This is a genomic window from Cryobacterium mannosilyticum (genome assembly GCF_004402705.1).
GTDB classification, from domain to species: domain Bacteria; phylum Actinomycetota; class Actinomycetes; order Actinomycetales; family Microbacteriaceae; genus Cryobacterium; species Cryobacterium mannosilyticum.
In genome coordinates, this window is record NZ_SOFM01000002.1 from 1 (window position 1) to 21,628 (window position 21,628).

Consider the following 21,628-nt stretch of genomic DNA (forward strand, 5'->3'; position numbering starts at 1 on the left):
TTCGTTCTTGCTTGAGCCGGTGACCTTCTGGATCATCGCCTCCGGGGAGAGGAACCCCTGCTGCGCGGCCAGGCCCGAGTGGCCCAGCTCCGGGCGGGAGCGGTCGGCGATGGTCGCGGCCATCCACGCCGCCCGGGTCTCCAACAACCGGCGTGCGGTGGCGATGTCTTTTTGACCGGCCAGCGCCGCGGCATCCGTCAGGGCCTCGTAGTCGGCGCTGGAGCAGCCCAGGCGGGCGACGGCATCCGCTGCCTGTCTGAGTTGCTCTGCCGGTGAGTCCATGCCACGAAGATACCAAAACACGAACACACATGTGAGGGTTTGTCACTACTTGTGGATAACTTATTCGAAGATTCATTCTTACGGCTCGCCGTTCGCTCGTGGCGTGCGCCGTGGTGGGGGCCCGGCGACCTGCGACTGGTTGAATGGATGCCGTGACTGATCAGACTCCGACGACCCGATCCGATGCCCTCGCCGCCGCGCTTGCCGCGCAAGACGTGGTTGCCGTGGCCTACGCCCTCCGCAACGACGTCGTGATCGTGCCCCAGCTCGTCGTGAACGGCCAGGGCGAGCAGGTGCGTGTGTTCGGCCGCGAGGGCACCGACAAGCGGATGCTGCTGCTCTTCTCCTCCGCCGAGAACTACGCCCAGATGGTCCCTGACGAACCGAACCCGCAGGTGATGGTGGGCGACACCCAGTGGCTGAGGGAGTTCCTCACCGTGCATCAAGGCGTGCTCGAGATGGTGTTCTTCGATATCGCAGGCCCGCACGTGATGCAGGCCGACCCGGCCGACCTGATGCGTGCCCTCGGTCCGCAGCCCGGTGAGAGCGCCGACCCGCCCCAGCAGTCCGCGGACAAGCCCGAGCAATAGCCGAACAGGGTCGATTCCTCGGCTGCGAGCGGTCCCCGTGCTGGGGGTCCACACGCGACGTGATGACAGCCCTGTGACGCTAGGCTGAGCCTCGACGGTGTTCGGCCCTCTCAGTGAGTGGAGTCCGACGGACTCTTCACGGTCCGCTCTCCTGGCACCCGTCAGGGAGCAGGTCGCAGTGGTGGGGACTGATCAGGATGCCGACGGCATCCGTTTGGCGAGCGTCGAGCGTCGGTTCTGGATCGACCGTGACGATGCTCTCCAGTTGGCCCTGGACTGGCTCGCGGAGTTTGGCGATGCCGAGTACGGTGCGACCGGCCGTCGACTTCAGGTCCTGATTGCCGCCGTCAGCATCCACCGGGCCGATCCGAGCCGAAGCGCCATCGACGTGCAGCAGATTCTCGCCTGGGCGCAGCAGCACGGCGAGATCGCTCTGCAGTCCCGGTGCCACGACGTGCTCGGCTCGCTCTTCGAAATGGTCGGCGACCCCGCGGCCGCCCTCGAGCACGCCGTCGCCGCGAACGACCTTCTGTCTGAATCGGAGGCCCCTCTGATGCGGGCCGCCGCCCGCAAGTGCCTCGCCGACGCGCTCGGCTCGGCCGGGTCCCTCGACGAGGCTCGGCGGCGCTACGACGACGCCCTCCGGCTCGTGATCGATGACCCGGAGACGAACATCCGGTACATCATCCTCAACAACCTTGCCTTCACCGAGCATCTGGCCCACAACAACGACGAGGCCCTCGAAGCCGTCGAACGCCTGGTCGGGCTGTCGCAGCTCAGCGACCGTGAGATCGGGATGTCCGCTCGCGACACCATCGCGAGGGTGTACATGGCCGCCGGTCGGCTCGACGAAGCCGAGACCATGCTCCTCCCGGCGATGGACTCAGTGTTCAGCGAAGCACACCCGGACAGCTCAGCCGCCGCCCTCGTCGCGCTGACCGAGCTGTACCGCGAGCAGGGCAGGCTGGGGAAGGCGCAGGCCGTGATCGACCGGTGCCGCGACCTCGCCCAGCGCAACGGACTGAACCGGCGCACCACCGAGGTGGCGCGCGAGCAGGCCGAAGTCCACGCCGCGAACGCGGACTACCGAGCCGCCTTCGAGGCGTTCCGCGACTTCCACGAGAAGTTCGAGGCGCTCGGCGCGAGCGAGAATGAGGCGCGGGGGCGCATCCTCGAGGCCATGTTCCAGACCGCCGAGTCCCGCCGCGAGAGCGAGCGCTACCGAGAGCTCGCCGAGCGCGACCCGCTCACCGGGTTGCACAACCGGCGGTTCGTCGACGAGCACCTCGGCTCGGCCCTGATGCGGTTGCGGGAGGGTGGTCTTTCACTCGCCATCGCCATGATCGACCTCGACCACTTCAAGCGCATCAACGACACGCTCTCCCACGAGGTCGGCGACGAGGTTCTCCGCGCGCTCGGCCGAATCCTCATCGACGCGGCGAAGGCCGTGCCGGACGCCATCGCCGCGCGCCTCGGCGGCGAGGAGTTCCTGCTGATCCTCCCTGAGACGGATGCCGAAACCGCCCACACATACTTCGAGGGCCTGTGTCGCACGATCGCCGACTACGACTGGGCGCCGATCACCCACACCCTGCCCGTCACGGCGAGCATCGGCGTCGCCCTGGCACCCGACGACGGCAGTCAGAGCTCCGACCTCTTGCGAGCGGCCGATGTGCGCCTGTATGTCGCCAAGCGCGATGGCCGCAACCGGGTCGTTCATTCGGCGATCATCGCCCGGTCGGTCACTGAATCCGTTGAGGCGCACCTTGTCCCGGCCGGCCCGGTCGCTGCCGGCTCGATGGAGATCGTCGCCTAGTTCGCCAGCGGCCGAGTGTTCCTGGAAGACCGCTCCTAGAAGACCGCGTCGAGTTCTGCCTCCCTGGCCGAGAAGCCGGTCTTGATCGCCAGGGCGACCGCGGCGCCGATCGACCCGGTGGCCGACGCGTCGATGCGGGTGGAGAACCCGAGGCGAGCCGCCTCCGCCGCCCGCAGCTTGGCCGCCGACACCGGCCGCACCTCGCCGGCCAGGCTGATCTCGCCGAACGCGACCGCGTTCTGGGCGATCGGCAGGTCCTTGCACGCGGAGGCGATGGCGAGGGCGATGGCGAGATCGGCGGCGGGCTCCGTGAGACGGATGCCGCCCACCGTCGACACATAGACATCCATGCCGCCCAGCCCCTCGAGCCCTGCCCTCCGCTCGAGCACCGCGAGGAGCATTGCCACCCGGGACGAGTCAACCCCGTTGGTGACCCGGCGGGGGTTCGGCGCCTGGGACTTGATCACGAGCGCCTGCACCTCCACCGGCATCGCTCTCCGGCCCTCGAGCGCCACCGTGACGCAGGTGCCGGACACGGCCACGGCGCCGCGGCTGAGGAACAGTCCGCTCGGGTCGGGCACCTCGGCGATGCCGTCGCCGGTCATCTCGAAGCAGCCGACCTCATCGGTCGAGCCGAACCGGTTCTTGAGCGCGCGCACGAACCTCAGCGCGGTCTGCCGGTCGCCCTCGAACTGGCAGACCACGTCGACCAGGTGCTCGAGCAGCCTCGGCCCGGCGATGGAACCGTCCTTGGTCACGTGCCCGACGAGGAGGATGGGCAGGTTGCGGTCCTTCGCCACCCGGATCAGGGTCGAGGCCACCTCCCGCACCTGGCTCGGCTGCCCGGCGAGACCGTCTGAATTCGAGCTGGCCACCGTCTGCACCGAGTCCACGATGACCAGATTGGGTTTCACCGCGTCGATCTGGCCGAGGATGGTGGCCAGGTCGGTCTCCGCCGCGATGAACAGTTCGGGCTGGAGTGCTCCGGTGCGCTCGGCCCGCAGGCGCACCTGGCTGACCGATTCCTCGGCGCTCACATAGAGCACCCGGGACTTCGCCGCCGCGGCCTTCGATGCGACCTCCAGCAGCAGGGTCGACTTGCCCACGCCCGGCTCGCCGCTGAGCAGGATGACCGAGCCGGGCACGATGCCGCCGCCGAGCACCCGGTCGAACTCGGCGATGCCGGTCGGCCAGTGCGAGACGGCGGTGGTGTCGACGTGGGTGATCGGCCGGGCGATTCCGGTGCCGCTGATCGCGGCAGGCTTGAGCGACCGCGCCGCACTGGCCTTCTCCGTGGTGTCGACCACGGTGCCCCATTCGTGGCATTCGGCGCAGCGGCCGGCCCATTTGAGGGTGGTCCAGCCACAGTCCGTGCAGCGGAAGGAGGAAACGGGTCTGGCCATGCCAGCGAGCCTAGCCTCGGCCACCGACCCTTGATTACTGCGGGGCCAGCTCCCGGGGAACCAGCCGGGCAGCCTGGGTGCCGACCGCCGGCAGGAACGCCTCGGCCCACATCCGGTAGCCCCGGTCGTTCGGGTGGAACAGGTCGCTCGCCACGTGGGTGGCGATGCTGCGCAGGCCCTGCCGTTTGGTCGTGGCGTGCAGCGGCACGACGGTCAGGTCATGCTCGGCGGCGACGGTGCGCAGGATCTGATTGGCCACCGCGACCTTGCGTTCGTTGCGCGGCAGGTGGAAGCAGGGCAGGTCGGCCACCAGGGTGTGCGCGGGCAGCACGGCGAACAGTTCGCGGATCCCGGCCTCGAACGTGGCAGGGTCCCAGAGGGCGATGTCGTTCGCCCCGATCGCCACGGTCACGATGTCGGGGGAGAGCTTGACGAACCGGGGCAGCTGGTCTCGCACGGCCAGATCAACGGTCGCGCCCGACACGCTGAGATTGACCACGCGCACCGTGCGGCCGGTGGCCAGCCGGATGTGGTCGGCCAGCAATCCGACGTAGCTGCGGTGCGGCTCGCTCGCGCCGATGCCCTGCGCCGCGCTGTCGCCGATGGCCACGTAGAGCAGCTCGCCCTTCACCTTCGCATGGGTGCGCCACCAGAGCGAGTGCACCGGCAGGGTCTCGTTCAGCACGGCGGCGTTCTCGGCCAGCCGGCCCTTGAAATTGCGGAAGTTCACCAGCGCGGCGGCACCGATCCCGGCCGCGGTCGCGACGGTGCCGGCAGCGACGATGAGGGCCCGAATGTTCTGATTGGCGTTTGTCACCCGCCGAGATTACCGCGGTCCACTGGGTGTTCGCTGCCGCATCGGCTCACGCCCAGTCCCTACGCCGCGTGGCGAGCGGATGCTGCAGCGCCGCCCGATTCGCATCCCGCCTCGGTCTCAACTACAATCTCCCTCGGTACCGTGTCCGAGCGGCCGAAGGTGCAACTCTCGAAAAGTTGTGTGGGGGAGACTCCACCGTGGGTTCAAATCCCACCGGTACCGCCACGAATCACCCCCTGCATCCCTTTGTTTCACTGGGAAGCCGGGGGTTTTTTCTTGCTTGCAGCAGGTCCTGCCCGGCGTTCCGGCCTCTCAGAGGCCTGGTCTCGCGTCAGGTGATCTGCGAGGAATGTCCGCCAGCGGGCGGCTGCCAGCAATCAGAGCAGTTGGGACTATCGGCGCCCGGCCGTTACATCGTCTGAATTCTCACCAGCTCGTGAGCGGTCCAACGCTTCGTGGAGCTGAGCGATCTGCCGCGAGAGCGCTTTGATCTCTCCGCGCGTGGCGGACCGACCTCTGATGCGTTGCCACTCGCGTTCATGGAGTTCTCCCACCCGTGAACTGATACGCAATCATGGGTACGCTCGATGAGGTGCGTTTGCAGAACTAGTTGACGTGCCGCTCGGCGGGCAATATTCCCGTCGCGCTCGGCTCGTACGTGAAGGAAACACCGTGTCTGATCACGCAAGAATCAAGGGCCACACCGTGACCCGCACCGTGCATATCGAGGCCGCGCGCGCGAGCGTCTGGAAGGCGCTGACCGACCCCGAGGTGATGGTCAAGTGGTTCGGAGACGGTGTGGTGTTCACCGCGCTCGAGCCCGGTGCTACTGGCAGCATCGACTGGGATGACTACGGCAGCTTCCCGATCGAGATCACCGAGGTGGTGCCCGACGGCTCGTTCGGCTTCCGTTGGTCGGGAATCCCCGCCGAAGAGCTCGACGAGTACTCGACGCACGTGCGCTTCACCCTTGCCGATGCTGGTACCGGGACGGATGTCACGGTAATCGAATCGGGCTTCGACACACTCCCCGGCGGCACCCTCTACCGTCGCGAACGTCTTGAGCAGAACCGAGAGGGCTGGGACGTCGAACTCGACGAGCTCGCGATCCTACTCGAGGGTGTCACCCAGTAGTTCACGATTAGGGGGGAGTCGCTCGACGAGTTGGCCACGTTGCTGGGCCGGTAGAAGATTATTTGGCGGAGCGCAGAGGATGTGCCAGAAAGCGCCGAAAATCTGCCCCGTCATTTGTAAGCCCCCTGCATCCCTTTGTTTCACTGGGAAGCAGGGGGCTCTTCTATTCCTTCGCGGGGGTCCCTGACAACGGTTTGACAACACTCGAAAGAGTTTTAGCGTGATCGAGCGCGACGGCGACGTCGCCATCGACTCGTCCTAAGGATGCACAGAGTGCGCGGCCAGCATCCCCTTTCTCAGAGGCTGGCCGCGCAGAGTCAGCGACGAACGCCGAAGCTTGGTGTAGCGCGCTCACTCAGGGCGTGTTCAGCTGGTCCCGGACTGCGGTCGACCGGCTGCTTCCGATAGCGACGCCAAGCGCGACCGTGACGAGCGTTGCCGCGAGCGCGAACGCCCACCGGGTGCCGGTGGCGACGTCATCGGGCAGTGCGGTGGTGATGTCGGTCGCCCCTGAGGCGAAGGCGAAGACAGCGCCCATCACTGACGCGCCGGTGAGAAGCCCCAAATTGCGCGATAGGTTGAGCATTCCGGAGATCACGCCGCGCTGGTCGGCGCGGATGCCTGTCATCACCGTGGTGTTGTTGGCCGTCTGAAACAGCGCGTAGCTGGCGGTGATGACCACAAGCGAGATGACATATCCCGCGACACCGAACGAGATCGGCACCAAAGACATCGAAATCGACCCGATGACCATGCCGATCAGTCCGAAGACGACCACGCGCTGGGTTCCCAGACGATCTACCAGGCGCCCGGCCGGCACGCCGGTTAGCGCGGCGACGACTGGACCGGCCGACATCACGAGGCCGATCAGGGCTGGCTGGATCCCGAGGGCACGTGAGAGATGGAACGGACCAACCACCAGCGTCGTCATCATGACCGTCGAGACGAGAGCGCTCATCCCAAGGCCGGCGCTGAGCACGGGGTCACGGAAATTCTTCAATCGAATCAACGGTGACGTCACCCGTTTCTCGGCGAGCACGAATAGGCCCAATCCGACCGCGGCAGCCAGGAGCAGAGCCACGCTCAGAGGTCCGAATACGCCACGCTCGAGGGTCACCGCGAGCGAATAGGCCCCGAGTGTCAGGGCGAGCAGTGACGTTCCCACATAGTCGAAGCCGAGTCGACCGGTCTTCCGCGTTGGGCCGTCGGCAGGCAGGTATCGTCGCGCGAGGACAAACGTCAAGAGGCCCAGCGGTGCAGTGACGAGGAAGATCGCCCTCCAGCCGAAGCCTGCGATCAGGAGGCCTCCGAGCGACGGCCCGAGGGCAGTGCCGATCGCGGACATCGTCCCGAGCAAACCCATGGCCCGTCCGATCCGTGGCTTTGGCACCGTCTCGGCAACGAACGCCATGCTGAGTGCCATCATGCTGGCTGCGCCGATGCCCTGGGACGCGCGGGCCGCGATCAAAAGCCAGAGGGTTGGCGCAACGCCGGAGAGGAACGTGGCCGTCGTGAAGATAGCGATTCCGACCAGCAGTAAGCGCCGGCGTCCGGCGATGTCACCGAGGCGCCCGACGCCAACAATCAGGGACGAGATAGCGAGAAGGTAGGCAAGGACAATCCACTGGACTTGCTGGAAGGAGGCAGAAAACCCCTCCGCCATGCTCGGCAGGCCGACGTTGACGATGCTCGTGCTCAGCGCGGGGAGCAACATGGACAGCGAGAGAGTGAGGAGCGCCCACCGGAACCCACTCGCTCCGCCTGTTGTTCGAGCCAGTGATTGGTCTCGGTTGACGTTCGTTGTTCCCATGTGTGAACCTTTGCTTCCCTGCGGCCTCTGAACGGACTTCATCAGAGTAGAGCCGCCAACAACATGGCGGAAGGCGCAACATCGTCACATGATTAGTGCGCCAGACGCCATAGTCAGACGCCCCGTGGGACACTTGTCCTATGGCAAGACCTGACTTGAATCTCCTGGTTACCCTGGACGTGCTGTTGCAGGAGGGCAACGTCACTCGGGCGGCCGAACGACTAAGGCTCAGCCCCTCCGCGATGAGCAGGGCGCTTGCCCGGTTGCGTAAGACAACGGGCGATCCTCTGTTGGTCAGGGCCGGACGCGGTCTCGTGCGCACGCCTCACGCGCTCGAGCTCGTCGAGCGCGTCGGTCATATTGTGCAGGATGCTGAGGCGTTACTCCGCCCGGCCGAGACCGTCGACCTCGGTGTGGTGTCCAGGACGTTCACCCTGCGGACCAGCGATGGATTCGTCGAGAGCTTTGGACCCGATCTCATCAGCCGCGTCATCGAGAAGGCCCCAGGCGTGCGGCTGCGCTTCATGCAGAAGACCAACAATGACGCCGCGTCCCTGCGAGATGGCACCGTGGACCTCGAAATCGGCGTGGCAGACGAGACCATTCGGGAGATCCGCGCTGAGTCGGTGTTCAAGGACCGTTTTGTGGGCGTAGTCCGGATGGGGCACCCCTTGACGCGGACCAAGATCACTCCCAAGCGATATGCGTCCGGTGGTCACATCCGCGTGTCACGGCGCGGTCTCGAAAGAGGGGCCGTAGACGAGGCGCTCAGGCCATATGGGCTGGAAAGGGAGATCACGGTCGTCGTCGGCGGCTTCGCGGCCGCACTGGCTCTGGCCCGGGCATCAGATCTGATCGCTACCGTCCCTGAACGACAGACCAGGAACCTGCGTACCGACCTGTGGATGTTCCCCCTCCCGATACCCACGCCAGAAATCACCGTCTCGATGCTCTGGCACCCGAGGCTGGATGTCGACCCAGCCCATCGATGGCTACGCACTTGCGTGAGGCGCGTGTCCGCGGAGATCGACGCCGCGGTCTGAGCCCGACCACCCAGGCCCGACGGCACAAGTCGCCACTGTGGAAACGGCTCGTGGTGCGCGACAGTCCGTTTTCTCTGCGAAGAACGAGGCCCGGAACACGGAGCTGCTTCTCGGTCATCGGAGACACGGACTCGACATCAAGAAGTTGTGAAGGCGCACCACAGCGCCAGCGTCAGCGCATCGGCCAGGAGTTCAGTCAAGCAACGGGGGTTTCCTGAGGCACCCCGGATTTCGACGGTTCTTTCGTGCGTCTGCTATGTCACGTGGTCTTGGACCGAGCTCGAACGTGGATGCGCTCGCCCTGTTTCCCGAACATGCACGAAGAACGCGAGGGTCTTCGACCTGAGGCGACGTCACAATCTCCTCGAAAGGCACAGGTCGTCCCTGTTTCAGCAAATTCATTCCCACTCTCACCGTCAGGCGTGGCACTCTCTCTTCAGGAGGTACACACGATGACAAGGTTCCTGAAGACACAGCACGACGTAATCATCATCGGCGCCGGAGCTGCTGGCTTGGGCGCCGGGTTAGTGCTGGGGAGAGCCCGTGCGGATGTGCTGCTGATTGATGCGGCCAGCCGCGCAACGCGCCGGCCGCACATACGCACGGCTTCGTCTCCCGCGACGGCATGCCGCCGACGGAGTTTCTGGCCGCGGGCCGCCAAGCGGTCGCCGTCTATGGCGGCTCAATCGAGGCCTCGACGGTGACAGCGATCGGTCGTCGCAAAGACGGCGGATTTGACGTGACCCTTGCCGGTGGCGCTGGCAGTGCAAGTGCCATCGGCATCAACGGCTGGCTGCTACAGAAGGTCCTCGACGCTGCGTCCGCAGGGACGAACACGTAGACGACCTTGCCCAATCCAACACCAGCATCAATACCAAAAAGAAGAGGAACAACACCATGTCAATTTTCCAGTCGAAGAAGCAGATGGCGGTCGTCTACCACAGCGGCCATGGACATACCGAGTTCTTCGCACAGCGCGTCGTTGAAGGAGCTCGAAATGTCGCAGGGGTAGAGGTCACGCTTTTGAAGGCGGATGACCTTGTCACCTCGCCCATCGAACTATCCACTTTCGATGGTCTTATCTGGGGTTCTCCTACCTACTTCGGCGGAGTCTCCGGGCCCTTCAAATCGTTCATGGACTCTACTTCGCCGATCTTTCGTGAACAAGAGCTAAGAGGCAAGCTCGCGGCCGGATTCACAGTGTCGTCGTTGCCCTCCGGAGACAAACAATCCACCCTTCTCTCGATGGTTGTCTTTTCGATGCAGCACGGGATGCTCTGGGTTGGCAACCCGCTCATCCCGAAGAGCGGCATCGATGCCGTCGCGAACCAGGGAGCCGACAGGCTTGGATCGTGGACGGGGGCGATGGCTCAGATAGACCATCGGGCCCCCGCCGATTCGTTCACTCAGGGAGATATTGAAACAGCAACGTCGTTTGGTGAGCATTTCGCAAGGACATTGAATGACATCACGTCGACTAGTGACGGGCATTCTTTGAAGGCCGCAGCCTGACCGGAGGGCGTTCTGCCTCAGGACATGCTGGCTCACAGCTACTCCTGGTTTGACGCCGTGGCCACCCAGACCCTGGGGGTGGCCCAACGACGTGACCCCAGCGCCCAGGTCATCAACAATGCGCCAGCAGGCCCCCCGCCCGTCCCCGTCCGGGCAGTGACCACCTGGATTGCAATCTTCCCGCTCGTCACTCTCAGGGTCTTCGCCATCGCACCGTTTGCGTCCGCGTGCTGCAATGCTTCGGAGGGGCTGCTGGAAGTCCTGCGCTACTTGCCCGCGAAGGAAGCTGAGTCCGTTGGCCACAAGTCTCCGCCCATTGTCGCTTGGGCTTTGATGAGGTCCTCAGGATGTTCGCTGCCGACAACCCACATGGCCCCGACGAGGACGAGACCAGGCTCGATGCTCTCGCTGTTGAGTTCAAGTAGAGCGTCGACGTCTGCCTGAGCGGCAAAAGTACTGATGCCATTCTCGGTGTCAGTGCAACGTCCGGATGCGATTGTTCCGAGCATGACGTTGTCAGTGACAACCCAGTCACAAGGCAATCCCGATGCAACGTATTCCTCGTGCAGTCGCTCCAGGGACACCCTGGTCGGCGGGGCCGACGTGGGCACCGTGGTGGTCGGCATAGCCGACGTTGACCGAGGCTCCGATTGGGTGCCAATCGGAGCTCCGCCCACGGCACCTGCGCATCCGGTGAAACCCAGCGCCGTGGCTACTGCCAGGATCATGGTTGCAAGTGAAGCGATGCTTTTCATTATTTACTCCCCCCACTCCAAACGTAGGTGCGGTCACAACTTTTCCACCTTTGTCGACCGATCGTGTCCCCGGCCGGGCCTCACTTCGGTGGCCATCCATTTCACCGCGTGAGTGTCCCACGCGGCGTTCGACGTGCGGTCGGTCGTCCAGGGGTGGTCATGCGCGAGCCGTGACCGTGATGGCCGCGGTCGAGCCTAAGCCGCGCGCGATGAGCCAGATGGCGAAGAAGATCTCGAACAGGCCACCGGGAACGGTGGAGACGAGGCCGGCGCCGGCGACTCCGGCGAGTTCGAGAAAGCAGCCGGCCGCGAATGACGCGTAACCGACGAATCCCCAGACCGCGAGAAACCGCGGCACGAGGCGAGAGCGGTAGAGCGCGACGCAGAAGAACAGGCTTCCGATTCCGAGTCCGGCCATCGCGATGTTGTACGCGAGGAAGTTGGCGCCGGAGACTCCGACGAGCAGGGCGATCGCGCCGACGGCGAGGAAACCGCCCTCAAAGATTCGGGTGGCGAGGTAGCCGACGGCGACTGCCGGAGCGTGAAGCCGGAGGATCGGCAGCATGAGCGCGCCGATCGCGACGACGGCCACCGAGTTGAGCAGCATCATCGCCACGCCCGTGGTGAGGAGTGCGCCGGCGGAGGCGGTCGTCGCGAGGGAGCTGCCGATGCCATAGAAGAGGAAGGCGGCGAGCATGAGCGTGCCGATCCTGCGGGCGATTCTGCGTGCGTTGATCATGGTGTGTCCTGTCTCTAATTGGGAGGTGACCATACGGTGTAAGGGTGAATAGCTAGACGGTACCATACGATGTAAGGTGATGACGAGAAAGATTTCGGCGGACGATGTCGCTCAACTACCACGTCAAGAACGAAGACGACATTCTCGACGGATGCTCAACGTCGTGTACTCCGAGTTCTCGACCCCACGCGCCGGAGAGCTGGGGCGTCGGGCCAGTCAGCGGTGCGCCTGTCGACCGGTGTCAGACACCTGTAAGGAATTCCTTGCCGCCCTGACACTCCTGTGGGGGATACTGGGGTGGTCGGTCCCGCGACAGCGGTGTCGAGAAACTTCAGCAACGATGCCAGGAGACCGGATGACCATGACGCAGTCAACCCTCGAAGAAGCTGTAGCCCAGGTAACGGCGGTAGCGGCCGCTCACGCCCAACAGGTCGATTCCGATGGCCTCTACCCCGTTGACTCAGTCGCGGCCCTCCGGTCGAGCGGGCTGCTCGGCCTGGTGATCAGCGAGGACGCTGGCGGTATGGGGGCCGGGCCGGTCGAGTTCACGGAGGTGCTGAGCGCAATCGCGGCGGCGTGCGGCTCTACCGCGATGATCTACCTGATGCATGTCGCGGCCGCGGTTACCGTGACATCCGCCCCGCCGGCCGCGATGCCGGATCTCCTTTCCCGGATGGCTTCCGGCGAGGTGCTCGGCACCCTCGCGTTCAGTGAGAAGGGGTCGCGATCGCACTTTTGGGCTCCTGTGTCGGAGTCGGTAGCGGACGGGGACGACGTTCGCTTCACGGCCTACAAAAGCTGGGTGACCTCGGCCGGCTATGCCGACGTGTACGTGATGTCGTCGAAGAGTGCGGTCGACCCGGAGACGGTGGACCTGTACGCGATCCCGGCGGGGATCGAGGGCCTGGACATCGCCGGTCCGTGGAGCGGGCTGGGGCTGCGCGGCAATGCGTCGAGCCCGATGGCAGTAGCGGTCACCATTCCGTCTAGCTTTCGTATCGGGGAGCCGGGCAGCGGGTTCGGCACCATGATGGCCACCGTGCTGCCGTGGTTCAACCTGGGCAATTCGGCGGTGTCGCTCGGGCTCTCCACCGCAGCCGTTGATGCGGCTGTCGCGCACGTGACCGGTGCCCGGCTGGAGCACCTGGACCAGGCGCTGTCTGCTTTACCGACGATCCGGGCACAGGTAGCGAAGATGAGCATCGCGTTGACGGCGCAGAAGTCGTATCTTGCACAGGCGGCCGCCAAAGTGGCGAGCCCGGCCGAGGACACTCCGCTCTTCGTGCTCGGAGTGAAGGCCTCCACGAACGATGCCGCGCTGACGATCACCGAATCGGCGATGCGGGTGTGCGGCGGAGCGGCGTTCTCAAAACACCTACCTATCGAGCGGGCGTTCCGGGATGCGCGCGCGGGGTCGGTCATGGCGCCGACCGCCGACGTGCTTTACGACTTCTACGGGAAGGCCGTCACCGGCCTTCCGCTGTTCTGAGCTCCGGATGTCGAAACTCGTCGGAGCCCCCCTGCTCATCGGGGCAGTCGCCTACACCCCCAACGTCGTTCCCATCTGGGAAGGCATCCGCGAATATTTCGACGAACCGGAAACGGCGATGGATTTCGTGCTGTTCTCGAACTATGGCCGCTTGGTCGACGCACTGCAGGCGGGGATGATCGACATCGCCTGGAACACGAATCTTGCGTATGCGCGGGCCGTTCTTCAGACCGACGGGCACGTGCGGCCACTCGCAATGCGCGACACGGACGCCACATTTTCAACGGTGTTCGTCGCGGCGGCGGGAAGCGGCTGGTCCGGGCCCGGCGACATCTCGACCCGGCGCCTGGCACTCGGGTCGGCGGACTCAGCGCATGCCGCGATTCTGCCGCTGCACTATCTGCGTGAAGCCGGCGTGGATGTCGATCACCTGCACATTCAGCGCTTCAACAGTGACATCGGCAAGCACGGTGACACCGGTCGCAGCGAGCTGGACGCGATCGATGCGGTGCTCGCCGGTGATGCTGATGTCGCTGCGATCGGTATCACGGTGTGGGAGAACATCGGCCGCGGCGACCTCATGCCGGGCATGCTGGAGCCGGTCTGGCAGACCGAAACCTACTCGCACTGCATGTTCACCGCGCTCGACACCCTGCCCGAGTCGGTCTATGCACCGTGGGTGTCGAAGCTGCTCGCCATGGACTGGGAGGTTCCGGCGCACCGGCGCATCCTCGAACTGGAGGGTCTGACCCGATGGGTCGAACCACACCTCGAGGGCTACAACGGACTTTTTGCGGCGATCAAGGAGCAGGGCGTGGACGCCCGATGGTAGTCATGGCGCTGATGCGCACCGTCGAGCAACTGGCCGAAGGCGACACGGCAGAGTTTGCGGTGGCCTCGGCGAGCGAACTGGAACTCGTGCGCCGATGGTGCGAGAAAACGGGCAACACCCTCGTCAGCACCCTGATGGTCGAACAGGACACCGGCCACGTGACCGTGGGCCGGGGACGGCCGCGCAGCCCCGGCAGCATGATCCCCGCCGACCGGATGCCCGGGGCGAGGCTCTGGCTCTACACGAACTTCCACTGCAACCTGGCCTGCGACTATTGCTGCGTCGCCTCGTCGCCGAAGACCGATCCGCGATTGCTCGGCATCGACAACATTCAGGCACTCGTCACCGAGGCTGCCGACTGGGGCGTGCGCGAGCTGTATCTCACGGGCGGCGAGCCGTTCCTGCTGCCGGACATCGACGTCATCGTGCGGGCCTGCGTCGACCGGCTGCCGACCACACTGCTGACCAACGGCATGCTGTTCCGCGGCCACGGGCTGCGCAAACTACAGGCGATGCCACGTCAAGGCTTCGCGCTCCAAATCAGTGTGGACTCACCCACCCCCGAGGTGCACGATTCCCACCGCGGCGCCGGGAGCTGGGAACGGGCCCTTGCCGGCATTCGGGTCGCACTCGACGAAGGTTTCACCGTGCGGGTCGCGGCGACGATCTCGGCGCACGACGACCCGGCCCTCGATGAGCTGCACGCGCTATTCGACGGGCTCGGAATCCCGCGAGCCGACCAGGTCATCCGCCCCATCGCGCATCAGGGCGTCGCCGAAGAGGGGGTCGCGTTCACGCGCGAATCTTTGATCCCCGAGGTGACCGTGACGGCGGACGGTGTCTACTGGCATCCCGTTGCCGCCCTTGACGAAAACGCGCTCGTGAGTCGCCAGATCCTGCCGCTTGCCCCCGCGCTCGACCGGGTCAGCGAACTCTTCACCCAACACTGGTCATCGTCAACGGCGACCACCTCGATGTTCGCCTGCGCTTGAAACGAAAGGAGAGCGCCATGACCACTACCCGCGCCATCGCGCCGACCCAGATCAACCAGATCGAGACCGGGCGTCTCACTCGCGCGGTGCTTGCCGCCGTGCGGATCGCAGTCGGGTTGATGTGGCTACAGAATGTGAACTGGAAGCGCCCGCCCGACTTCGGGCAAGCTGCCCAGAATGGCCTCTACCAGTACACCGCGGATGCGGTGCAGCATCCGGTGCTCGGAGCGTTCAGCTGGCTGGTGCAGAACGTCATCTTCCCCAACTTCGCTCTCTTCGGCTGGGGTGTGCTGATCGCAGAATTCTGCCTCGGCGCGTTCCTGCTCGTGGGATTCCTGACACGCTTCTGGGCGGCCATCGGCATCCTGCAGACCATCGCCATCACCCTCTCGGTGCTGAACACCCCCGGGGAGTGGCAGTGGAGCTACTACCTGATGTTCGCGGCGCAATTCGTCATTCTGGCAACCGCCGCCGGAAGGATCGCCGGCGTCGATGGACTGCTGAGACCCCGGTGGTCGCTCGCCTCGGGTCGGCCGGGTCGGATTGCGATGGCCCTCTCATGAGCGCCGGCACTCCTACCGGTACTGCTGCCACCTCAGCAATCTGGCGCACCCGGGGCCTGATCGTCGCCGGTTTCACCGCGCTCAGCTCGCTGTTCTCGCTGCTGCACTACACGCCGCTGCAGTTCGTCTCGGTCAACCTTGTGCAAGCACTCGTCCTGGTCGTGCTCGGTGCCCTTGCCGCGCTCGGCTGTGCACTACGGATGCCCGCGCTCCTGCTTGCGGCCGGAACGATCCTCATCGTCGTCGGGCTGGTGCGCCTCGTCACCTACGCTGCGACGATCGGCATCATCTCCGGCTCTGTCAACGCCGCCGCCCTGATGACCGGACTCGGCACCGCCCTCACCGCCATTTGGATCACTTCGCGGCCGATGCCAAAGCGTAGTTAGTTACACCCTGGTGGATGGTTCGCCGTGGCTGATCTGCGCCCGCGACGTCGACAGTGATGATGCTCGTGCCGAAACGCACGTCGACGCGGCGAGCCCCGAGGATCTTCTCGCTCATCGCCAGCAGGCGTGTCATGTCGAGCCGGTCGCGCGCGTGGCGTGCTTTTCAGTAGGCGGCCCGGAGCGCCTTGACCAGAACCTTCGGATCGCGGAGGCCACGGAAGATCGGCGGGATCTCCCGGTCGACCCCGAGAAGCTCGTACACCGCGTGCATGGCCCCGTGGATCGAGTACTCCACGGTGAACACGACGTCGCCGGGAAGCTCGGTGAACTGACCGAGGAACGCGAAGTTCTGCGCTCCGTCGGGGATTACCTTGGGGCGGTCCCCGGGAACGCGCCGGGCGAACAGTGCGGAGGCGTACGGCATCATCGAGGTTGTGACGTCGGTCGTGGCGAGCACCTCGTCGAGGATGTCCTCGAAGCCGAGCTGGTGGATGAGCTCGGTGAGGATCTCGGTGCCGGTCGCCTGCGACATCTTCTTCTTGATGTAGTCGCCCTCGTTGTCGATCTCCAGCCCCCAGCCCCACATCGTGTAGGTGCCATCGGGCTGATTCGCGAAATGGGGCTGGCCCACCACGACCGCCGACAGATACCAGCCCGATTCGATCAACGTCGTCATGGCGCCGGTGCCCAGCTCGTTGCCGGTGTACTCGACCCAGCGCTTGATCAGCGCGTCGCCGTGCATCGTGAGCGTGAATGACTCCCATTTGCTCTCGTCGACGTTGCCGCAGAATGTGTTGGGGCGGCCGAAGTCGGGCGCCTTCCTGGCCAGTTCCTCCCACAGCGACCAGCTGCCGTCCACCCGGTCCCGGACCAGTGGGGGCACGGTGTCGTTGCCGCCGTAGGTGGTGTCGGCGACGATGGATCCGATGGTGAGAAAGGCGAGGTCGTTCTGGCCGAGGTCGATCGTCGAGCTTCCGGTCGAGTCCTCCACGTGCAGGCGGGTCGCGCGGCGGCGCTGGGGGGAGTGGGTGAAGTCGACATCGATGACGCGCGTGCCGAAGCGGACGTCGACGCCCTGGGCCACGAGCCAGCGTTGGAGCGGCACGATCATCGAGTCGTTCTGGTTGTACTTCGTTCGCCGCACCCCGGAGAGTGTGTCGAGGTTGTCAAACTCCTGGATGAAGCGCAAGAAGTAGCGGCGCAGCTCGGCAGCGGAGTTCCACTTCTGGAACGCGAACGTGGTGCGCCACATGTGCCAGAAGTTGGTCTGCAGGAAATGCGCACTGAAGAGGTCTTCGATGCGGCGGGCGCCGAGGGCCTTCTCGCTCAGGGCGAGCATGCGCGTTATCTCAAACCGGTCGCGCGTGGTCAGGCCGTAGTCGGCGGCGTTCAGGACGCGGTGTCGCGCATCAGCCAACCGTGTCTTGCCATGGGTCTCGTGCTTGTCGTTCCAGTCCAGGATCTCCTCCCGGACGGTGACATCCGGGTTCTCGAGTGAGGGGATCTGCGAGAAGAGATCCCAGGTGGTCTGGTACACCTCTTCGCAGAACATCCGGGCCCCGCGCGTCACCATGGCGCCGGGCATGGCGGGGGAATCCACGGCATCCATGGCACCGCCGACGTGCCCCAGCTCCTCGAGGATGTGGATGTTCTCGCCGGGCACCCCGGCGTCGCGGATGGCGAAGGCGGCGGCCGCCATACCGGCGATTCCGCCGCCGACGATCCACAGGTGCGCCTGTTTCGGGTCGATTGTCATGGTCGTGCCTCTCCTTCAGCTCTCGCTACACATTCGGACTCTGCTCATTTCGGAGCGTAGTCTGTATGTTAGATTTGGTGCAAGTCGGGTCGAAAGCGTTCGAACACGAGCCTCGCCACCCCGTTCGGAAGGATTGCCACTCGTGACACCCACGCAGGCCCCGCAGATGCTGGCCACCGTCGGCCGGCGTGCGCGCAACAAGGCCGACAAGCAGGAACGGATCTTTGCGGCCGCCGAAGAGCTGTTCACGAGGCTGGGCTACTCGGCCGTGACCACGCAGATGATCGCGGACCGGGCGGACGTCGGAACGGGCACGCTGTTCCGCTACGCCGACTCCAAGGCGGAACTGCTGATGATGGTCATGAACGAGAAGATGCGGCTCGACACCCGCGAGGGTATCGCCGCCGCCGCGTCCGGCACGTCACCGACCGAGGCGATCATGGCACTCCTGGCACCCCAGATCCACCTGCCGCCGGCCTGCCCGGAGAACACCGCCGTGTATCAGCGGGAGATCCTCTTCGGCACCGAGCAGGGGCAGTACCGCACCGAGGCGCTCGCCCGGATCTCCGAGCTCGAGAACGCGATCGGGGACATCCTGGAGAGGTTCACCGGCACGCACCGGGTCAGGCCGGGGGTTGACCTCACAGGTGCGGCGCGAACCACGTTTTCCACCCTGCACATGGAGCTGATCCGCGTCAACATCGGTCGCGGGGACCCCCGGACGCTGACGGAGACCCTGCGCTCGCACGTCGACGTGCTGCTGTACGGCGTGCTCGCCCCGATGTGACGGGAGCTTCGAAACCGCGGTCTTCACCCGGAAACGCAGGATCGGGCCCCTGAGGCACGGCCGGCTCCGCTCAACCGATCCGGGCCACCGTCACCGCGACCTCCGCGATCTCCTGCTTCTCATATTCGCGCAGGTGTTCCACGATGGCGTCGTGCACCCGGCGGCAGACCTCGGTCGCCGGGTAGCCGTCGGTGACGCCGATCTTCACGGCCACGGAGAGGCCGGCCGTCTCGTGGGCGACCAGGACCGAGTTGGCCGACGGCGGGCGGCGGGTGAGGGCATCCACTGCGGTCGTGATCACGGTGGCGATGAGCGGAGCGGCCGGGAACAGGGTGTCGACTCCGGGCACGGCGAGCACGGCCTCGTCGAGACGGTCGGCCTGGGGGAGAACGTCGCTCATCGCTGCTCGGTTTCGCTCGGGGGAGTGGCCGGCCTGAGGTTGACCACCGTGAAGGAAGTGGGATCCGTGCTGTCGGGCGGATTGGGGCCGATCATCGCGGCGGCCGTCGTTGTCGCCACGGGGCCCAGCTGGGTTCCCGTGGCCGCAATCATCATGGCCTACGCCGCAATCAGCTTGGTCAGCGGCTACTTCGCGCCCGAAGCCCGGGGCCGCGACCTGAACGCAGAGGAAGACGCGTGCTGACCGGGGGGAAGCGGTGCGGATGGAGGCAGCGTTCAGCCTCCTCGAGACGACCGGGCTGGCAGTGGGGGAGATCGCGCGAGCATGCGGATTCGGAACCCCTGAAACCATGAATCGAGCGTTCCGGCGTCGCCTCAACACCACCCCCGGCAACCATCGAGATCGCTTCGGGCCCGCCTGACCCTCATCCGTGCCAGGGGCTTCCGGCCCGTGCAGTTATGTGCCGGTTACCTACGCGATCAAGTTGTGCAGATCGACACCGAAGAGGGCGACGAGAGGCCAGAGCACAATCGCCGCCAGACCCTCCAGAATGTTGCCGGGAACATTCCATGCCACCAAATAGCCCTGGGTGGCAGCGACCACTACCCCGATCACCAGATACACGATCCCGATCAGACCTATTCCGCGACTGCCTATTCCGCGCCTGCTCATTTTGCGCCTGCCAATTCCGACTCTCGTCGCTCATCTGCCACTGCGGGTGTGTTTCCCGTCATAGTAGCGCTGGAGTGGTCCTCCTTCGATTCCTGGGCGCGGTCCGGGCGCGAGCGTTCGCACAGAATGGCTGTCGCTGGTCCACAATGACGGCATGCGCACGTTCGGGGTCGAGGAGGAACTGCTCATCGTCGACCCTGCCGACGGTCGGCCGCTGCCTCTGGCCAGCGAGCTCCTGGCCTCCAGCGGGACCGCGGCTGGTGTCTTGTCGGCGGTCGGCGGCGCCGTCCTCGCGCTGGAATTCAAACAGGAGCAGATAGAGGTTCAGACCAGCCCGTGCTCAAGCCTTGATGGCCTGTTCGAGGAAATTCTCCGGGGGCGCGACACGGCCGACGCCGCTGCGCGGGCCGTAGGGGCCCGGGTCGCCGCCCTGGCCACGTCCCCGGTGGCGACGGCCCCTCACACGACTCCTGTTCCTCGGTATGCGGCCATCATGGACAGCTTCGGCGTCACGGCCAGGGACCAGTTGACCTGCGGGCTGCACGTGCACGTTTCCGTCGATTCGGACGAGGAAGGTGTAGCGGTCCTGGACCGGATCCGCATCTGGTTTCCGGCGCTGGCCGCCCTGAGCGCGAATTCGCCGTACTGGAACGGTGATGACACGGGGTACGCCAGCTACCGGACGCAGGCTTGGGGCCGGTGGCCGACCGCTGGGCCGGTTGAGCTGTTCGGCTCGGCGGCCGGTTACCACGCCTTGATCGCCGGGTATATCGCGTCCGGCGTTCTGCTGGACGAAGGGATGGTCTACTTTGACGCCCGGCTGTCCCGGAAGTACCCCACTGTGGAGGTTCGCGTGAGCGATGTCTGCCTGTACGCCGAGGATGCCGTCCTCATCGCGGGGCTGGTCCGTGCGCTGGTGGAGACGGCCGTAAGAGAATGGAGGCGCGGCATCCCACCGCGCCCGGTCCCGGCCTCGTTGCTTCGCCTGGCCCTCTGGCGGGCCAGCCGGTCTGGAATGAACGGTGATCTCCTGCACCCCGTGGACAACCGGCCGCAACCGGCGCCGGAGGTTGTCGAAGCACTTCTCAGCTACGTCCGCGCCGCCCTGGCCGATTCCGGTGACCTCGCCTGCGTGCGATCCGGGCTGACCGCCATTATGCGGCGGGGAACCGGGGAAGGCAGGCAACGCGCCATGCTCGCTCGCACAGGAGAGCTATCCGCCGTGGTCACCGATGCCATCCGTTCAAGCTGTTGCTCGCAGTCGCCTGGCAGGAGCGCCGCCGGTGGCGGGTTCCTCAGCACGGAGTGAGTCACGAAAGTGGTGCATGTGTCCAGCTCATTGTTGCGGCCCTGGCGCGAGAGTATCGTCATCGGAAAGAGGCTGGTCCGGAATGCTGAAGATGCGATCAGCCGGCGCAGCCTCACTATCTTCGACCGACGTGAGGTGGGAACAATGAGTGAGGCCGACAAGATCAGGAACGCGGCTGAAAAGGCCGCGGGAAAGCTCAAGGAGAGCGCAGGCAAGATCGCGGGGGACAAGTCGCTCGAGACTGAAGGCAAGACCGATCAGGCCAAGGCGAGTCTGAAGCAGGCCGGCGAACATGTGAAAGACGTGTTCAAGAAATAGCGAACGTCCCCGGTTGTCCGGGGAATTCCGGGAACAATGGAAAGGAACACCATGAACATGCTGCTCATCGTCGTGGCCATCATGGCGGTCGTCCTCTTGCTGACGGGCGGTTTTGTCCAGTCGCTCAATTTCCTATTGTGGGTCGGTGTGATCCTCCTGGTGATCGCGGTGATTGCATTCCTGGTGCGTTCGATGTCGGGTCGCCGAGGCGCATGACACCCCT

28 protein-coding genes and 1 tRNA gene are annotated in these 21,628 nt (G+C 65.3%); 19 read left to right on the forward strand and 10 right to left on the reverse strand.

All coding sequences use genetic code 11. The features are described from left to right. Positions 1 to 282 (reverse strand): hypothetical protein (locus E3O32_RS00160; protein ID WP_420898079.1); only part of this gene is annotated, 282 nt, incomplete at its 3' end. 152 nt (positions 283 to 434) lie between these two features. Here E3O32_RS00160 and E3O32_RS00165 point away from each other — a divergent pair. Next, positions 435 to 872: an SseB family protein gene (locus tag E3O32_RS00165; protein WP_420898080.1), complete on the forward strand. Its 438-nt coding sequence runs from the start codon at positions 435 to 437 to the stop codon at positions 870 to 872. A gap of 178 nt (positions 873 to 1,050) precedes the next feature. Next, on the forward strand, positions 1,051 to 2,688 hold the full coding sequence (locus E3O32_RS00170) for a GGDEF domain-containing protein (protein ID WP_134505822.1): 1,638 nt from the start codon (positions 1,051 to 1,053) through the stop codon (positions 2,686 to 2,688). Between the two features lie 35 nt (positions 2,689 to 2,723). Here the strand turns inward: E3O32_RS00170 and radA are convergent, their stop codons facing one another. After that, positions 2,724 to 4,091, reverse strand: a complete 1,368-nt coding sequence (gene radA, locus E3O32_RS00175; RefSeq protein ID WP_134505824.1) for a DNA repair protein RadA — start codon at positions 4,089 to 4,091, stop codon at positions 2,724 to 2,726. 34 nt (positions 4,092 to 4,125) lie between these two features. Continuing rightward, positions 4,126 to 4,908, reverse strand: a complete 783-nt coding sequence (locus E3O32_RS00180; RefSeq protein WP_241974415.1) for an SGNH/GDSL hydrolase family protein — start codon at positions 4,906 to 4,908, stop codon at positions 4,126 to 4,128. Positions 4,909 to 5,043: 135 nt separating this feature from the next. On the opposite strand from E3O32_RS00180, the gene E3O32_RS00185 reads away from it, so the two are divergent. After that, positions 5,044 to 5,133, forward strand: a tRNA-Ser gene (locus tag E3O32_RS00185). Between the two features lie 447 nt (positions 5,134 to 5,580). Continuing rightward, positions 5,581 to 6,042: an SRPBCC domain-containing protein gene (locus tag E3O32_RS00190; protein ID WP_166790730.1), complete on the forward strand. Its 462-nt coding sequence runs from the start codon at positions 5,581 to 5,583 to the stop codon at positions 6,040 to 6,042. A gap of 355 nt (positions 6,043 to 6,397) precedes the next feature. On the opposite strand, the gene E3O32_RS00195 is transcribed toward E3O32_RS00190, so the two are convergent. After that, positions 6,398 to 7,756 carry an MFS transporter gene (locus E3O32_RS00195; protein WP_198417500.1) on the reverse strand — a complete coding sequence of 453 codons (1,359 nt, stop codon included), beginning with the start codon at positions 7,754 to 7,756 and terminating at the stop codon, positions 6,398 to 6,400. A gap of 236 nt (positions 7,757 to 7,992) precedes the next feature. Between E3O32_RS00195 and E3O32_RS00200 the strand changes: the two genes are divergently transcribed. From E3O32_RS00200 to E3O32_RS00210, 4 genes are all read left to right on the forward strand, one after another. After that, complete coding sequence (locus E3O32_RS00200; RefSeq protein ID WP_134505830.1) at positions 7,993 to 8,895, forward strand: LysR family transcriptional regulator; 903 nt, start codon at positions 7,993 to 7,995, stop codon at positions 8,893 to 8,895. 452 nt (positions 8,896 to 9,347) lie between these two features. After that, positions 9,348 to 9,599 carry an FAD-binding protein gene (locus tag E3O32_RS17475; protein ID WP_241974416.1) on the forward strand — a complete coding sequence of 84 codons (252 nt, stop codon included), beginning with the start codon at positions 9,348 to 9,350 and terminating at the stop codon, positions 9,597 to 9,599. Then, positions 9,521 to 9,736, forward strand: a complete 216-nt coding sequence (locus E3O32_RS17480; protein ID WP_241974421.1) for a hypothetical protein — start codon at positions 9,521 to 9,523, stop codon at positions 9,734 to 9,736. The genes E3O32_RS17475 and E3O32_RS17480 overlap by 79 nt, the downstream gene beginning before the upstream one ends. A 56-nt stretch (positions 9,737 to 9,792) precedes the next feature. Next, positions 9,793 to 10,407 carry a flavodoxin family protein gene (locus E3O32_RS00210; RefSeq protein WP_134505832.1) on the forward strand — a complete coding sequence of 205 codons (615 nt, stop codon included), beginning with the start codon at positions 9,793 to 9,795 and terminating at the stop codon, positions 10,405 to 10,407. A gap of 266 nt (positions 10,408 to 10,673) precedes the next feature. On the opposite strand, the gene E3O32_RS17100 is transcribed toward E3O32_RS00210, so the two are convergent. Next, complete coding sequence (locus E3O32_RS17100; protein ID WP_166790731.1) at positions 10,674 to 11,162, reverse strand: hypothetical protein; 489 nt, start codon at positions 11,160 to 11,162, stop codon at positions 10,674 to 10,676. A 157-nt stretch (positions 11,163 to 11,319) separates the two neighbouring features. Beyond that, the gene (locus E3O32_RS00220) at positions 11,320 to 11,901 is read right to left on the reverse strand and encodes a DUF4386 domain-containing protein (protein ID WP_166790732.1); all 582 of its coding nucleotides are present in this window, start codon (positions 11,899 to 11,901) and stop codon (positions 11,320 to 11,322) included. A gap of 355 nt (positions 11,902 to 12,256) precedes the next feature. On the opposite strand from E3O32_RS00220, the gene fadE16 reads away from it, so the two are divergent. From fadE16 to E3O32_RS00245, 5 genes are read left to right on the forward strand one after another with little or no spacing between them, the layout of a single operon-like run. Next, positions 12,257 to 13,390 carry an Rv1679 family acyl-CoA dehydrogenase gene (gene fadE16, locus E3O32_RS00225; RefSeq protein ID WP_198417501.1) on the forward strand — a complete coding sequence of 378 codons (1,134 nt, stop codon included), beginning with the start codon at positions 12,257 to 12,259 and terminating at the stop codon, positions 13,388 to 13,390. A 7-nt stretch (positions 13,391 to 13,397) separates the two neighbouring features. Beyond that, positions 13,398 to 14,222 (forward strand): Rv1680 family SBP-like protein, encoded by an 825-nt coding sequence (locus E3O32_RS00230; RefSeq protein ID WP_134505838.1) that lies wholly within the window; start codon positions 13,398 to 13,400, stop codon positions 14,220 to 14,222. Continuing rightward, positions 14,216 to 15,214, forward strand: coding sequence for an Rv1681 family radical SAM protein (locus tag E3O32_RS00235; protein ID WP_134505840.1), 999 nt, complete (start codon positions 14,216 to 14,218; stop codon positions 15,212 to 15,214). Before E3O32_RS00230 ends, E3O32_RS00235 begins: the two co-directional genes overlap by 7 nt. A gap of 17 nt (positions 15,215 to 15,231) precedes the next feature. Next, a complete protein-coding gene (locus E3O32_RS00240; protein WP_134505842.1) occupies positions 15,232 to 15,777 on the forward strand; it encodes a DoxX family protein in 546 nt (181 codons plus the stop codon). Beyond that, on the forward strand, positions 15,774 to 16,163 hold the full coding sequence (locus E3O32_RS00245; protein WP_134505844.1) for an Rv1678 family membrane protein: 390 nt from the start codon (positions 15,774 to 15,776) through the stop codon (positions 16,161 to 16,163). Before E3O32_RS00240 ends, E3O32_RS00245 begins: the two co-directional genes overlap by 4 nt. On the opposite strand, the gene E3O32_RS17105 is transcribed toward E3O32_RS00245, so the two are convergent. Next, entirely contained in the window at positions 16,132 to 16,296 is a 165-nt protein-coding gene (locus E3O32_RS17105; RefSeq protein WP_166790733.1) for a hypothetical protein, read from the reverse strand. The genes E3O32_RS00245 and E3O32_RS17105 overlap by 32 nt on opposite strands. A 30-nt stretch (positions 16,297 to 16,326) precedes the next feature. Further along, the gene (locus tag E3O32_RS00250) at positions 16,327 to 17,919 is read right to left on the reverse strand and encodes an oleate hydratase (protein WP_134505846.1); all 1,593 of its coding nucleotides are present in this window, start codon (positions 17,917 to 17,919) and stop codon (positions 16,327 to 16,329) included. Between the two features lie 142 nt (positions 17,920 to 18,061). On the opposite strand from E3O32_RS00250, the gene E3O32_RS00255 reads away from it, so the two are divergent. After that, a complete protein-coding gene (locus E3O32_RS00255; RefSeq protein WP_241974417.1) occupies positions 18,062 to 18,706 on the forward strand; it encodes a TetR/AcrR family transcriptional regulator in 645 nt (214 codons plus the stop codon). A gap of 70 nt (positions 18,707 to 18,776) precedes the next feature. Here the strand turns inward: E3O32_RS00255 and E3O32_RS00260 are convergent, their stop codons facing one another. Continuing rightward, positions 18,777 to 19,106, reverse strand: coding sequence for a hypothetical protein (locus tag E3O32_RS00260; protein ID WP_134505848.1), 330 nt, complete (start codon positions 19,104 to 19,106; stop codon positions 18,777 to 18,779). A gap of 48 nt (positions 19,107 to 19,154) precedes the next feature. Here E3O32_RS00260 and E3O32_RS00265 point away from each other — a divergent pair, with 48 nt between their 5' ends. Both E3O32_RS00265 and E3O32_RS17835 read left to right on the forward strand, forming a co-directional pair. Next, the gene (locus E3O32_RS00265; RefSeq protein WP_174776464.1) at positions 19,155 to 19,349 is read left to right on the forward strand and encodes a hypothetical protein; all 195 of its coding nucleotides are present in this window, start codon (positions 19,155 to 19,157) and stop codon (positions 19,347 to 19,349) included. 19 nt (positions 19,350 to 19,368) lie between these two features. Then, a complete protein-coding gene (locus E3O32_RS17835) occupies positions 19,369 to 19,527 on the forward strand; it encodes a helix-turn-helix domain-containing protein (protein WP_134505850.1) in 159 nt (52 codons plus the stop codon). Positions 19,528 to 19,577: 50 nt separating this feature from the next. On the opposite strand, the gene E3O32_RS17110 is transcribed toward E3O32_RS17835, so the two are convergent. After that, positions 19,578 to 19,730 (reverse strand): hypothetical protein, encoded by a 153-nt coding sequence (locus E3O32_RS17110; RefSeq protein ID WP_166790734.1) that lies wholly within the window; start codon positions 19,728 to 19,730, stop codon positions 19,578 to 19,580. A gap of 202 nt (positions 19,731 to 19,932) precedes the next feature. Here E3O32_RS17110 and E3O32_RS00275 point away from each other — a divergent pair, with 202 nt between their 5' ends. From E3O32_RS00275 to E3O32_RS17115, 3 genes are read left to right on the forward strand one after another with little or no spacing between them, the layout of a single operon-like run. After that, on the forward strand, positions 19,933 to 21,087 hold the full coding sequence (locus E3O32_RS00275) for a glutamate--cysteine ligase (RefSeq protein ID WP_134505852.1): 1,155 nt from the start codon (positions 19,933 to 19,935) through the stop codon (positions 21,085 to 21,087). Positions 21,088 to 21,105: 18 nt separating this feature from the next. Beyond that, positions 21,106 to 21,405 (forward strand): CsbD family protein, encoded by a 300-nt coding sequence (locus E3O32_RS17840; protein ID WP_420898081.1) that lies wholly within the window; start codon positions 21,106 to 21,108, stop codon positions 21,403 to 21,405. Positions 21,406 to 21,456: 51 nt separating this feature from the next. Continuing rightward, positions 21,457 to 21,621 carry a DUF2207 domain-containing protein gene (locus E3O32_RS17115; protein WP_166790735.1) on the forward strand — a complete coding sequence of 55 codons (165 nt, stop codon included), beginning with the start codon at positions 21,457 to 21,459 and terminating at the stop codon, positions 21,619 to 21,621. Positions 21,622 to 21,628: the final 7 nt, after the last annotated feature.

Bases quoted from the DNA above. Each gene is read 5' to 3' on its own strand.
- E3O32_RS17105 (WP_166790733.1), bottom strand. From the start codon at position 16,296: ATGACACGCCTGCTGGCGATGAGCGAGAAGATCCTCGGGGCTCGCCGC.
- E3O32_RS00235 (WP_134505840.1), top strand. From the start codon at position 14,216: ATGGTAGTCATGGCGCTGATGCGCACCGTCGAGCAACTGGCCGAAGGC.
- E3O32_RS00200 (WP_134505830.1), top strand. From the start codon at position 7,993: ATGGCAAGACCTGACTTGAATCTCCTGGTTACCCTGGACGTGCTGTTG.
- E3O32_RS00250 (WP_134505846.1), bottom strand. From the start codon at position 17,919: ATGACAATCGACCCGAAACAGGCGCACCTGTGGATCGTCGGCGGCGGA.
- fadE16 (WP_198417501.1), top strand. From the start codon at position 12,257: ATGACCATGACGCAGTCAACCCTCGAAGAAGCTGTAGCCCAGGTAACG.
- radA (WP_134505824.1), bottom strand. From the start codon at position 4,091: ATGGCCAGACCCGTTTCCTCCTTCCGCTGCACGGACTGTGGCTGGACC.
- E3O32_RS00245 (WP_134505844.1), top strand. From the start codon at position 15,774: ATGAGCGCCGGCACTCCTACCGGTACTGCTGCCACCTCAGCAATCTGG.
- E3O32_RS00230 (WP_134505838.1), top strand. From the start codon at position 13,398: ATGTCGAAACTCGTCGGAGCCCCCCTGCTCATCGGGGCAGTCGCCTAC.
- E3O32_RS17480 (WP_241974421.1), top strand. From the start codon at position 9,521: ATGCCGCCGACGGAGTTTCTGGCCGCGGGCCGCCAAGCGGTCGCCGTC.
- E3O32_RS17475 (WP_241974416.1), top strand. From the start codon at position 9,348: ATGACAAGGTTCCTGAAGACACAGCACGACGTAATCATCATCGGCGCC.
- E3O32_RS00195 (WP_198417500.1), bottom strand. From the start codon at position 7,756: ATGTTGCTCCCCGCGCTGAGCACGAGCATCGTCAACGTCGGCCTGCCG.
- E3O32_RS00210 (WP_134505832.1), top strand. From the start codon at position 9,793: ATGTCAATTTTCCAGTCGAAGAAGCAGATGGCGGTCGTCTACCACAGC.
- E3O32_RS00220 (WP_166790732.1), bottom strand. From the start codon at position 11,901: ATGATCAACGCACGCAGAATCGCCCGCAGGATCGGCACGCTCATGCTC.
- E3O32_RS17835 (WP_134505850.1), top strand. From the start codon at position 19,369: ATGGAGGCAGCGTTCAGCCTCCTCGAGACGACCGGGCTGGCAGTGGGG.
- E3O32_RS00260 (WP_134505848.1), bottom strand. From the start codon at position 19,106: ATGAGCGACGTTCTCCCCCAGGCCGACCGTCTCGACGAGGCCGTGCTC.
- E3O32_RS00275 (WP_134505852.1), top strand. From the start codon at position 19,933: ATGCGCACGTTCGGGGTCGAGGAGGAACTGCTCATCGTCGACCCTGCC.
- E3O32_RS17100 (WP_166790731.1), bottom strand. From the start codon at position 11,162: ATGAAAAGCATCGCTTCACTTGCAACCATGATCCTGGCAGTAGCCACG.
- E3O32_RS17115 (WP_166790735.1), top strand. From the start codon at position 21,457: ATGAACATGCTGCTCATCGTCGTGGCCATCATGGCGGTCGTCCTCTTG.
- E3O32_RS00240 (WP_134505842.1), top strand. From the start codon at position 15,232: ATGACCACTACCCGCGCCATCGCGCCGACCCAGATCAACCAGATCGAG.